The organism is Aminobacter sp. J41 (genome assembly GCF_000526635.1).
Taxonomy (GTDB): Bacteria; Pseudomonadota; Alphaproteobacteria; order Rhizobiales; family Rhizobiaceae; genus Aerobium.
Map to the genome: position 1 here is coordinate 72069 of NZ_JAGL01000019.1, position 10922 is coordinate 82990.

The following is a 10922-nucleotide window of genomic DNA, read 5'->3' on the forward strand; positions in this document are numbered from 1 at the left end:
GCGTCCCGCAGAAGGATAGCCGGAAACGGGAGGATACCATGTCGGACGCGGCCGCTCAGACGCCGGTCGACCGGGCACGCGCAAGCGAACTTGGCCCAGTTGCACGATTTCTCCGGGACACCGAACTCGATACGCGAATGCTCGGCATGGTCGGCGCATTGCTGATCATTTGGCTGGTGTTCCACGCGCTTTCCGGCGGCTTGTTCCTCACCCCGCGCAATCTCTGGAACCTGTCAGTCCAGTCGTCCTCGGTCGCGGTGATGGCGACCGGCATGGTGCTGGTCATCGTCACGCGCAACATCGACCTGTCGGTCGGCTCGATCCTCGGCTTCACCGGAATGATCATGGGCGTGACGCAGGCAGAATTCCTGCCGCAATATCTTGGCTTCGGCCACCCGACCATCTGGATCATTTCCGCTCTTGTCGGCCTCTGCGTCGGCGTCGCCATCGGCGCACTACACGGCTACGTCATCGCCTATCTCGGCGTTCCCGCCTTCATTGTCACGCTCGGCGGCCTGCTTGTCTGGCGCGGCGCGGCCTGGTGGGTAACGAGCGGACGCACCGTCGCGCCGATGGACGCGACCTTCCGCCTGATGGGCGGCGGGCCTGACGGCGCGATCGGCTCTACCTGGAGCTGGATCGTCGGTATCGTTGCCTGCCTTGCCGTCATCTGGCTGCTGATGAACGCCCGCACCCAGCGCAAGCGCTTCCGCTTCCCGCTGCGTCCCCTTTGGGCCGAGGTGTTCCTCGCGGTACTCGCCTGCGCCCTCATCCTCGCCTTCGTGCTGGTGGCGAACTCCTATCCATGGCCGGTCGGCATCGTGCGTCGCTACTTTCAGAGCCTTGGCCAGGAGGTGCCGGAGGGTGCCTACATCGCTCACGGCATCGCCATTCCGGTGCTGATGGCGCTCGCGGTCGGCATTGCCATGACCTTCGTCACCAACCGTACCCGCTTCGGCCGTTATGTCTTCGCCATCGGCGGCAATCCGGAGGCCGCGACGCTCGCCGGCATCAACACCCGTTGGGTGACGATGAAGATCTTCATGTTGATGGGCGGCCTGGCCGCCGTCGGCTCGCTGATATCTACCGCGCGCCTGAACGCAGCGACAAATGCCCAGGGCACGCTCGACGAGCTGCTGGTCATCGCGGCGGCCGTCATCGGCGGCACGTCACTGTCAGGTGGTGTCGGCACCATTGCTGGCGCGATGCTCGGCGCGGTGCTGATGCAATCGCTTGCTACCGGCATGATCCTGCTCGGCGTCGACACGCCGCTGCAGAACATCGTCGTCGGCCTCGCGCTCGTGATCGCCGTCTGGCTCGACACCCTCTATCGCCGCCGCATCGGCTGAGGAGATGATCATGGCAAACAATGGCACTCCTTCCGGCACCCCGCTTGTCGAAATGCGCAACATCTCGATCGCCTTCGGTGGTATCCACGCGGTCGATGATGCCTCGATCGATCTCTACGAAGGTGAGGTGGTCGCCCTCCTCGGCCACAACGGCGCCGGCAAGTCGACACTGATCAAGATCCTCTCCGGCGCCTACAAGCGCGATGCGGGTGAGATCTTCGTGAAGGGGGAAGCGGCGATCATCAACAATCCGCGCGACGCCAAGAAGTACGGCATCGAGACGATCTACCAGACGCTGGCGCTCGCCGATAACGTCGACGCCGCCGCCAACCTGTTCCTGGGTCGCGAACTGCGCACCAAATGGGGCACGCTGGATGACGTTGCAATGGAGTCGGAAACTCGCAAGGTAATGGGCCGTCTCAACCCGCGCTTCCAGCGCTTCAAGGAGCCGGTCATCAAGCTGTCCGGCGGCCAGCGCCAGTCGGTAGCGATCGCCCGCGCCATCTATTTCAATGCACAGATCCTGATCATGGACGAGCCGACGGCAGCGTTGGGTCCGCAGGAGACGGCCCAGGTCGGCGAGCTGGTCAAGCAGCTCAAGGCCGACGGCATCGGCATCTTCCTGATCAGCCACGATATCCATGACGTGTTCGACCTCGCCGACCGCGTCTGCGTGATGAAGAACGGGCAGGTTGTCGGAACCGCCCGCACCCAGGACGTCACCAAGGACGAGGTGCTGGGCATGATCATCATGGGCAAGTGCCCCCCCGGCGCCGTTCCGGGCCCCGGAGCCATGCGCGCCTTCGCCTGAAAAAGGCCCGTATGGCAACAAAAAAGGGCCCGGAAAACCGAGCCCTTTTTGTTTGTCTTGCTGCGGATCAGTAGCAGCGATCGACGACAACCTGTCCGGTGCGTGCGTGGCGATACTGGCAGTAACCCGGGCGGTCCGCCATACGACCAAGCAGGTAGCCACCAGCACCACCGGCAACGACGCCGATCAGTGCGCCTTCAGTGCCACCAGCGGCTGCACCGACGAGGCCGCCACCGATCGCGCCAACGGTACCCGCTTGTTCTGCGGTCGTGCAGCCTGCCATCGTCAGAGCGGCAATGGCCGCGAACAACATATTCCTCATACATACCTCCTAGGTGTTGGACCCGCCCCTTCCGGGAACGATGCCTTATCGCAACGCCAGCATCAAGAGCGCCACTACCTAAGGCTGTAGTGATCTCGATTCTTCGTTGCGCGATTGCCTCGACGCTACAAGAACCTCTTCGTCGTCAATCGGTTCCACGGAGGCCGTTAATCCGTGTTCGGGCGTCACGTCCCACACGATTTCCGAATCGACCTCGGCCAGCATCGGATCGACCTCGAAGCATTCGACATAGAGGTTCTCGTGCTTGCCGTAGCGCTTACGGACTGCCGGAAGGTCCGCAGCGCAATCCTCGTAGAGCTCGTACACCGGCAAAGGCGCGGGCAGCTCGCGGCAATCCTTGAGGTCGCCCGAGCATGTGACTGCGAGAATGAATGCTGCGATGTGTTCCATGGCGTGTTCACCTTTCGCCATTTCAACGCAGCGCCTTCACCACGGTTCCGAGCGGTTCACCATTCAGAAAGGCTGTTCTGGCTAGGGTCGCCCGGAGGGGGACGGAGTGACAGCGATGAAGGCGGCCGTCCGGCTGGAAACATTTCTCGAGATGATGAGCGCCGAGCGCGGCGCGAGCGAAAACACGCTCGCGGCCTACCGGCGCGACCTTGAAGATGCGGCCGAGTTCTTCGGCGGCCGGCTTGATGACGTGTCTTCGGCGGAAATCCGCAGCTGGCTCGACGACATCGCGGCGCGCGGCTTCGCGGCATCCTCACAGGCGCGAAAACTCTCGGCGCTGCGCCAGTTCTTCAAGTTCCTGCACGCCGAAGGTATCCGCGAGGACGACCCCACCGGCGTGATCGACGCGCCAAAGAAGCTGGCCGGGCTGCCGAAGACGATGCAGGAGGACGCCGTCCTGAAGCTTCTTGCGCGCGCCGAAGCCGAGAAGCGCGAGGCAGCAACCGATGCCGCCCGCTTCATGGCCTGCCGGCTGCATGCACTCGTCGAAACGCTCTATGCAACCGGCCTGCGCGTCTCCGAGCTCGTCTCTCTGCCGGTGACGGTGGCGCTGCGCAACGAGCGCTTCTTCACCGTCCGAGGCAAGGGCGGCAAGGACCGCATCGTGCCTCTGTCGCCGAAGGCAAAGGAAGCGCTGCGCGACTGGATTGCGACCCGCGACAGGAACCCCTCATGGGCGGAAAGCCCGTACCTGTTCCCGGCCGACTCCGAAAGCGGCTACCTGCCGCGCCAGGTTTTCGCGCGCGAGCTGAAGGCGCTGGCGGCACGCGCGGGCATTCCCGCCGCAAAGGTGTCGCCGCACGTACTTCGCCATGCTTTTGCCAGCCATCTGCTGCAGAACGGCGCGGACCTGCGCGCGGTGCAGCAACTGCTGGGCCACGCGGACATATCGACGACGCAAATTTACACCCATGTGCTCGAAAACCGGCTCATCGAACTGGTCACAAGGCATCATCCGCTTGCCGATTAGTCTTATGACCGTTATGTGAAGCGTGCGTTTGCGCCCGCGCATGGCATTTTCCGGGGCATCTTCGCTCCTAGACCATCCTTCGGACACGACACGGCGAATGTTCAATTATCTCGATTTCGAAAAACCCGTTGCCGACCTCGAAGGCAAGATTCTCGAGCTGAAGAAGCTTTCCGAGAGCGGCGAGGCCGTTGATGTGGGCGACGAGGTTGCCCGGCTCGAGAAGCGCGCCCAGGACGCCCTGCGCGATGCCTACAAGAACCTGACGCCCTGGCAGAAGGTTCAGGTGGCACGCCATCCCGACCGCCCGCACTGCCTCGACTATGTGCGCGCTCTGTTCACGGACTTCACGCCGCTCGCGGGCGACCGCGCCTTTGGCGAGGATCAGGCGATGGTTGCGGGCTTCGCCCGCTTCCGCGGCGAGTCCGTCGCGGTGCTCGGCCTTGAAAAGGGCAACGACACCCAGACCCGCCTCAAGCACAATTTCGGCAGCGCCCGTCCAGAAGGCTACCGCAAGGCCGTGCGCGTCATGGAGCTGGCCGACCGTTTCGGCATTCCGGTCGTCAGCCTTGTCGACACGGCAGGCGCCTATCCGGGCATCGGCGCCGAGGAGCGCGGCCAGGCTGAGGCGATCGCCACCTCGACCTCCGCTTGCCTTGGCCTCAAGGTTCCGAACGTGGCCGTCGTCATCGGCGAAGGCGGCTCGGGCGGCGCGATCGCGATCGCAGTCGCCAACAAGGTCTACATGCTCGAGCACGCGATCTATTCGGTGATCTCGCCGGAAGGCGCGGCCTCGATCCTCTGGCGCGACACGACCCGTTCGAAGGACGCCGCGACCAGCATGAAGATCACCGCGCAGGACCTGCTGGAGCTCAAGATCATCGACGGCATCATCGGCGAGCCGCTCGGCGGTGCGCATCGTTCGCCGGAAGTCGTCATCAAGGCGACCGGCGACCAGATCGCAAAGGGCTTTGCCGAGCTCGCCGCAACGCCGATCGACTACCGCGAGCATCGCCGCGAAAAGTTCCTGGCGATGGGCCGCAACCTCTAACTGCAGCCCTGCTTTTGCCACAACTGGCTCTCAGCATATCGGCGCGTACGGCCTGTGCGCGCCGTTTTTGCTTGCGTGCCATTAGGTAAAGATTGCAGTAAGGTTTTTGCAAGGTTAACCCGTCTATTGTCGCTGCCAGGGCGTGCGAGCCCAAGCGTCGGACTGGTGTCCGGAACCAGAGCAGATCGATCCATGACGACCAAATTTGCCACTGTAGGCCTTTTGATCGCGGCCCTGTTCATCTCGGGCTGCAACGAGACGCTCGAGGACATCTCCCCGACGAGCGAAAAGGCCAACAAGCCGCTGCCCGCCAAGGTCGTCCAGACCCTCAAGGCGAAGGGCATGTCTACCACTTCGCCGATCATGATCCGCATCTTCAAGGAAGAGGCGGTGCTGGAAGTCTGGAAGCAGAAGGACAACGGCCGCTACGACCTCGCCGCCACCTATGATATCTGCAAGTGGTCGGGCCGGCTCGGGCCGAAATTCGTCGAGGGCGACCGTCAGGCACCTGAAGGGTTCTATACGGTGCGTCCGTACCAGATGAACCCGCGCTCTTCGTACCACCTGTCCTTCAACATCGGCTTCCCGAACAACTATGACCGTGCGCACGGCCGCACCGGCCAGCACCTGATGGTACACGGCGCCTGCTCGTCCGCCGGCTGCTACTCGATGACCGACAAGCAGGTCGAGGAGATCTACGCCTTCGCCCGCGACGCCTTCAAGGGCGGCCAGGAAGCGTTCCAGATCCAGGCCTTCCCGTTCCGCATGACCGCTGGGAACATGGCCCGCTACAAGGATGATCCGAACTACGAGTTCTGGACCATGCTGAAGGAGGGCTACGACCACTTCGAGCTCACGAAGGTGCCGCCGAAGGTCGACGTCTGCGGCAAGCGCTACGTCTTCAACGCGATGCCGGAAGCCGGCAAGACGTTCAATCCGGTCGCGGCCTGCCCGCCAATGAGCCGGTCGGCGACACTTGAAGCCGCCTACCAGAGCTATCTCAAGACCTATCAGTCGGCCTTCGACGCTGCTCTCAACAAGAAGAGCGACAAGGCGCCTTCGCCTTCGATCAAGGGCTATCAGGAGGCTCTGCTTGTGTCCGACTGGTCGCGCCGCCGCGCTCGTGGTGAGCGGGTGACGCGCGAGCCGCCGACACTCGACCAGCCGCAGGTCCTTGTCGCCGAGTCAAAGCCTGCCCCGAAGCCTGCCGAGGCTCCGGCGACGGTCGCCGTCGTGCCGACGCCGGCTGACAACGCCCGCGCCGAGGGCGCCATTGCCGAGGCAACCGGCACTGTCCAGCCGGAAACCGCGGTTGCGGAAAAGCCCGGCCTGCGCAGCCGTCTGCTTGGAATGTTCGGCGGCTGATCTGTTGAACGACGAGAATGCCGAAATCTATGACCTCAGGGGGCTGAACTGCCCGCTGCCGGTCCTGCGTGCCCGCAAGCGTCTTTCCGGTATGCCGGCTGGCGCAAGGCTCTGGGTCGAAACCACCGATCCGCTCGCCGTCATCGACATTCCCGCCTTCTGCCACGAGGCGGGTCACAAGCTGATCTCCAGCGAGCAGGTAGATGGCGCCGGACACCGCTTTCTGATCGAGCGCGCCTGAGCGTTAGCCGGACCGCAATCGCGATCCGGCATCTCACTCCAGTTCAGGGACGAAAGCCCGCGATCGCCAGCGGGTTGTCGGAGAGCGCCGCGCTGTCGGCAGTGTCGATCATCGGCTCGCCGACAAATGCCGAGAACAGGCGGCGCGTATAGTCTTCGGACAAATCATAGCCGATCAAGACGATGCGCGTTCCGCGCGGGCCCTCCGGCCACTCTGGCAGCCATGCGGGCGGATGCAGGAGCTTTTGCACGCCGTGGATGACGAGCGGTCGCTCCATGTCCTCGACGACCTCGATCACCCCCTTCATGCGCAACAGATGCTCGCCCTGCGTCGAGCGCAGAAGGTCGAGGAACATCTCCACCGTCGAGAACGAGACCGGCTTGTCATGAACGAGCGAAATGCTCTTCACCCGCTCATCGTGGTGATGATGGTGATGGTGCGGATGAGTGCAGCCATGGCCCTCACACTCATGGTCATCGTGATGGTCGTGATGGTGGTGGTGATGCCCGGCGTGCTCTTGCTCGCCAAGCCAGCGGCGCACGTCCGCCGACTTGGTCTCCGGATTGTAGACGCCGCACTCGAACAGTGCCGCCACGCCTGCCTCGCCGCTTCCGGCATCGATGATCTCGGCCGTCGGATTGATCGCCCACAGCCGCGCGCGTAGTCCGGCTTCCCCGCCCTCTTCCGCCAGGTCCGCCTTAGTGAAGACAATGCGGTCCGCGACCGCCGCCTGCCGCACGGCCTGTTCATGCGCGTCGAGCGTCGCAGCGCCGTTCACGGCATCGACCACGCAGATCACGCCGTCGAGGCGCAGCATGCGCACCAGCACCGGATCGCCCATCACCGAATGCAGCACCGGCACCGGATCCGCTAATCCCGTCGTCTCAACGATGATCCGCTTGAGCGGCTGGATCTTTCCCAGCTGCGACTTCTCGATCAGCTCGGCCAGCGTGTCGACGAGCTCACCGCGCACGGTGCAGCAGAGGCACCCATCCGCAAGCTGGATGACGCCGTCCGAAGCCTGCTCGACCAGCATGTGGTCGACCGAGACCTCGCCGAACTCGTTGATGATGACGGCCGTACTCTCGAGCGCCGGATCCTTCAGGAGCCGGTTGAGCAGGGTCGTTTTTCCGGCACCGAGAAAGCCGGTGAGGATCGAAACCGCAATGGGCGTATTTGGCATGTATCAGCCGCCTTCCGCGACGTTTGTGGGATTGTAGTCCGGGCGCGGCGTCGGGATCGGCACGTCCGCATAGCGCGGCGCCTTCGATTCCGGACCGCTCGCACCGGTGGTGATCGCAACTGCGACCCGCTCGCGCTGCGGCTCCTTCAGATGCGGCGAGGTATAGCGCGGCTTGCCTTCCGGCCCCCGCAGCGCCTCGACCGACTTCCAGTGTTCCGGCGTGCAGATCACGGGGCGAAGGTTCACCGCAGCCGCCGGCTCTTTGCCGCTCGGGCGCAGCTGGGCGATGAACGGGGCATTGTCGCCCTTCGTCTCAAAACCGCGCGCCAGCATGTTTGCCGCCTTGTCTGCACGCGCCTCGACCGTGGGCTCGCCGACGACGACGGCCATCAATGTGCGCCCGCCCCGCTCCGCTGTCGCGATCAGGTTGAAGCCCGACGGGCAGGTGTAGCCGGTCTTCATCCCGTTCGCGCCCTCGAAGCGCATGATGAGGTCGTTGTGGTTGTCGATCGTCTTCTTGCCGGTCTTCAACGCCTCGATGCCGAAGAAATGATGATATTCGGGAAACTCGTTCCAGACTGCCATGGCGATGATCGCAAGATCGCGCGCCGAAGTCGTCTGCTCGTCGGCATGAAGCCCGTGCGGGTTGACGAACTTGGTGGCCGCGAGCCCGAGGCGCTTCGCCTCCGCATTCATCCGCTCGGCAAAGGCCTGGCGCGAGCCGCTGAGGCTTTCGGCAACAGCCGTGGCGACGTCGTTCGCCGACTTTACCATCAGGATGCGGATGGCATTTTCGAAGGAGATCACGGTGCCGGGCTTGTAGCCCATTTTGCTCGGCGGCTCCTTCGCCGCCCGCTCGGAGATTTTGACCGGCGACTGCATCGTGATCTCGCCCGCCTTGATGGCGCGGAACACCACCAGCGTCGTCATCAGCTTGGTGAGCGAAGCCGGATACCAGGGTGCGAACGCATCTTCGTGTTCGAGCACCTTGCCCGTATCGAGGTCGACCAGCATCGCCGGGCCTGCCAGGCTGCTGCCCGATGTCAGGGACAGCAGGAGACCCGCGATGACCATTGTCCTGAACTTCATTGCGAAACCGCCCTTGTCGCGCCGTCCGGCACAATAACAATGCGGGCAGCCAGGGACCTCCCGCCGCCTCTGCGCCCGGACCGTAAGTCCGTTCTTGCTATTTAACCTATGTGACGCCAAGAAGGCAAAGAACCTGCCGATGCTGCGGCGCACTCTGCGCGCGCCTCCATGGCTTTCTGAAGAGGATGCTCTCATGCCGATCATCAATCGCGTCGCCGAAATGCATGACGAAGTAACCGCATGGCGCCGCCACCTCCACACGATCCCGGAGCTCCTCTACGACGTTCACCAGACCGCTGCATTCGTTGCCGACAAGTTGCGCGAATTCGGCTGCGACGAGGTCGTCACCGGCATCGGCCGCACCGGCGTCGTCGGCATCATCCGCGGCAGACTTGGCGACGGCCCGGTGGTGGGCCTGCGCGCCGACATGGACGCGCTGCCCCTCACCGAAGTCACTGGCAAGCCCTATGCCTCGCAGAAGCCCGGCGTCATGCACGCTTGCGGCCATGACGGCCACACAGCAATGCTTCTCGGCGCGGCAAAATATCTTGCCGAGACCCGCAATTTCCGGGGCGCGGTTGCGGCGATCTTCCAGCCGGCCGAGGAGGGCGGCGCCGGCGGCAAGGCGATGGTCGAGGACGGCATGATGGACCGCTTCGGCATCACCAGCGTCTTCGGCATGCACAACATGCCGGGCCTGCCCGTCGGTGAGTTTGCGATCTGCCACGGCCCGATTATGGCGGCGACCGCTGAGTTTCGGATCACCGTCAACGGCAAGGGCGGTCACGCCGCCATGCCGCACAAGGCAATCGACCCGATCGTCGTCGGCGCGCAGATCGTCCAGGCGCTGCAGACGATCGTCTCGCGCGGCACCGACCCGCTTGATGCCGCCGTCGTCTCGGTGACCCAGTTCCACGCCGGCGATACCCACAACATCATCCCGACCTCCGCCTTCCTCGGCGGCACGATTCGCACGCTGCGGCAGGAAGTGAGCGACGCCACCTACCGCCGCATCAGCGAGATCGCCGAAGGCATCGCTGCCGCCTGCGGCGCAAGCGCCGACGTCGAGATCATCATCAACTATCCGGTGACGGTGAACCACGCCGACGAAACCGAATTCTCGATCAGGGTCGCGGAGGAAATCGCCGGTGCCGGAAAGGTCGACCCGCAGCTTCGTCCCCTGATGGCGAGCGAGGATTTTTCCTACATGCTGGAGGCGCGCCACGGCTGCTTCATCTTCGTCGGCAACGGGGACACGGCGAACCTTCACAACCCCGCCTACGACTTCAACGACGACGCCCTGCCCCACGGTATTTCCTACTGGGTCCGCCTCGCAGAACAGGCGCTCGGGCGTTGAGCTGGGCGTCAAAACGGTTGGCGAACGCGACCGAAGCGTTTATATCCGCAATCGGCGGTCCCGTAGCTCAGCAGGATAGAGCATCAGATTCCTAATCTGAGGGTCACAGGTTCGAATCCTGTCGGGATCACCAGCATTCTCAGCGGTTTCGTAGATCCCTAGCTCATCAAGCTCCAGCTGCGCACACACCTGCTTCTTTCTCTAGCAGTTTGGGGCCCCTCCCCCTTTTCCTCCCCTCGGCGCCCCTCGAGCTTCGTCATCCTCGGGTTTAACCCGAGGATTCAGACCGGAATGCGTCCCCTGGGTGGAGGGTAGTTCGCGGGCTGGGCGACGGGTGCCGCGGCCTGCGCCAGACCACGCAGCTACACTTAGGTTGACTGTGTTGTGCCCGACCTGAGAGATAGGTGACAGTTCGTACCGGAGACATGGGTTACACTTTTCGGTTTTGGGCCGGGAGGTGTCGATGCCGTGGAGAGAGACTTCGGTGATGGATGAGCGTCTTCGATTTGTCGCCCGCTTGCTGGAGGGCGAAGGGATGAGCGAGGTGTGTCGGGACTTCGGCATTTCGCGCAAGACCGGTTACAAGATCTTCAATCGCTACAAGGAGGATGGCATTGATGCGTTGACGGACCGGTCGCGGCGACCGGTGCGCGGTGACGTCCCCGGACGTGGTGTAGCTGGGTAGCGCGGCGGTCATCGGCGCTTTCCGGTAGGGT

General features: G+C 63.7%; 11 protein-coding genes, 1 tRNA gene and 1 pseudogene. 9 read left to right on the plus strand and 4 right to left on the minus strand.

Annotated elements, in window-relative coordinates:
- Positions 1-38: 38 nt before the first annotated feature.
- Both L630_RS0113770 and L630_RS0113775 read left to right on the plus strand, forming a co-directional pair.
- On the plus strand, positions 39-1349 hold the full coding sequence (locus L630_RS0113770) for a sugar ABC transporter permease (protein ID WP_024848832.1): 1311 nt from the start codon (positions 39-41) through the stop codon (positions 1347-1349).
- Between the two features lie 10 nt (positions 1350-1359).
- Complete coding sequence (locus L630_RS0113775) at positions 1360-2160, plus strand: ATP-binding cassette domain-containing protein (protein ID WP_024848833.1); 801 nt, start codon at positions 1360-1362, stop codon at positions 2158-2160.
- Between the two features lie 67 nt (positions 2161-2227).
- On the opposite strand, the gene L630_RS0113780 is transcribed toward L630_RS0113775, so the two are convergent.
- Together L630_RS0113780 and L630_RS0113785 are read right to left on the minus strand one after the other, a co-directional pair.
- Positions 2228-2482: a hypothetical protein gene (locus L630_RS0113780; protein ID WP_024848834.1), complete on the minus strand. Its 255-nt coding sequence runs from the start codon at positions 2480-2482 to the stop codon at positions 2228-2230.
- A 78-nt stretch (positions 2483-2560) separates the two neighbouring features.
- Positions 2561-2893 (minus strand): hypothetical protein, encoded by a 333-nt coding sequence (locus L630_RS0113785; RefSeq protein WP_024848835.1) that lies wholly within the window; start codon positions 2891-2893, stop codon positions 2561-2563.
- 115 nt (positions 2894-3008) lie between these two features.
- Here L630_RS0113785 and L630_RS0113790 point away from each other — a divergent pair, with 115 nt between their 5' ends.
- From L630_RS0113790 to L630_RS0113805, 4 genes are all read left to right on the plus strand, one after another.
- Positions 3009-3923 (plus strand): site-specific tyrosine recombinase XerD, encoded by a 915-nt coding sequence (locus tag L630_RS0113790; RefSeq protein WP_024848836.1) that lies wholly within the window; start codon positions 3009-3011, stop codon positions 3921-3923.
- A 97-nt stretch (positions 3924-4020) separates the two neighbouring features.
- Complete coding sequence (locus L630_RS0113795; protein WP_024848837.1) at positions 4021-4971, plus strand: acetyl-CoA carboxylase carboxyltransferase subunit alpha; 951 nt, start codon at positions 4021-4023, stop codon at positions 4969-4971.
- A gap of 192 nt (positions 4972-5163) precedes the next feature.
- Entirely contained in the window at positions 5164-6336 is a 1173-nt protein-coding gene (locus tag L630_RS0113800) for a murein L,D-transpeptidase family protein (RefSeq protein WP_024848838.1), read from the plus strand.
- 1 nt (position 6337) lies between these two features.
- Positions 6338-6577, plus strand: coding sequence for a sulfurtransferase TusA family protein (locus L630_RS0113805; protein ID WP_024848839.1), 240 nt, complete (start codon positions 6338-6340; stop codon positions 6575-6577).
- A 43-nt stretch (positions 6578-6620) separates the two neighbouring features.
- Here L630_RS0113805 and L630_RS0113810 read toward each other — a convergent pair whose 3' ends face one another.
- Together L630_RS0113810 and L630_RS0113815 are read right to left on the minus strand one after the other, a co-directional pair.
- Complete coding sequence (locus L630_RS0113810; RefSeq protein ID WP_024848840.1) at positions 6621-7760, minus strand: GTP-binding protein; 1140 nt, start codon at positions 7758-7760, stop codon at positions 6621-6623.
- 3 nt (positions 7761-7763) lie between these two features.
- Positions 7764-8849: a D-alanyl-D-alanine carboxypeptidase family protein gene (locus L630_RS0113815; RefSeq protein ID WP_024848841.1), complete on the minus strand. Its 1086-nt coding sequence runs from the start codon at positions 8847-8849 to the stop codon at positions 7764-7766.
- Positions 8850-9042: 193 nt separating this feature from the next.
- Between L630_RS0113815 and L630_RS0113820 the strand changes: the two genes are divergently transcribed.
- The 3 genes and pseudogenes from L630_RS0113820 to L630_RS0113830 all read left to right on the plus strand — a co-directional run.
- Positions 9043-10206, plus strand: a complete 1164-nt coding sequence (locus tag L630_RS0113820; protein ID WP_024848842.1) for a M20 aminoacylase family protein — start codon at positions 9043-9045, stop codon at positions 10204-10206.
- A 56-nt stretch (positions 10207-10262) separates the two neighbouring features.
- A tRNA-Arg gene (locus L630_RS0113825) sits at positions 10263-10339 on the plus strand.
- Positions 10340-10693: 354 nt separating this feature from the next.
- Positions 10694-10852: pseudogene (locus L630_RS0113830) on the plus strand (helix-turn-helix domain-containing protein); the annotation flags it as partial.
- Positions 10853-10922 lie beyond the last annotated feature (70 nt).

Bases quoted from the DNA above. Each gene is read 5' to 3' on its own strand.
- L630_RS0113770 (WP_024848832.1), top strand. From the start codon at position 39: ATGTCGGACGCGGCCGCTCAGACGCCGGTCGACCGGGCACGCGCAAGC.
- L630_RS0113775 (WP_024848833.1), top strand. From the start codon at position 1,360: ATGGCAAACAATGGCACTCCTTCCGGCACCCCGCTTGTCGAAATGCGC.
- L630_RS0113780 (WP_024848834.1), bottom strand. From the start codon at position 2,482: ATGAGGAATATGTTGTTCGCGGCCATTGCCGCTCTGACGATGGCAGGC.
- L630_RS0113785 (WP_024848835.1), bottom strand. From the start codon at position 2,893: ATGGAACACATCGCAGCATTCATTCTCGCAGTCACATGCTCGGGCGAC.
- L630_RS0113790 (WP_024848836.1), top strand. From the start codon at position 3,009: ATGAAGGCGGCCGTCCGGCTGGAAACATTTCTCGAGATGATGAGCGCC.
- L630_RS0113795 (WP_024848837.1), top strand. From the start codon at position 4,021: ATGTTCAATTATCTCGATTTCGAAAAACCCGTTGCCGACCTCGAAGGC.
- L630_RS0113800 (WP_024848838.1), top strand. From the start codon at position 5,164: ATGACGACCAAATTTGCCACTGTAGGCCTTTTGATCGCGGCCCTGTTC.
- L630_RS0113810 (WP_024848840.1), bottom strand. From the start codon at position 7,760: ATGCCAAATACGCCCATTGCGGTTTCGATCCTCACCGGCTTTCTCGGT.
- L630_RS0113815 (WP_024848841.1), bottom strand. From the start codon at position 8,849: ATGAAGTTCAGGACAATGGTCATCGCGGGTCTCCTGCTGTCCCTGACA.
- L630_RS0113820 (WP_024848842.1), top strand. From the start codon at position 9,043: ATGCCGATCATCAATCGCGTCGCCGAAATGCATGACGAAGTAACCGCA.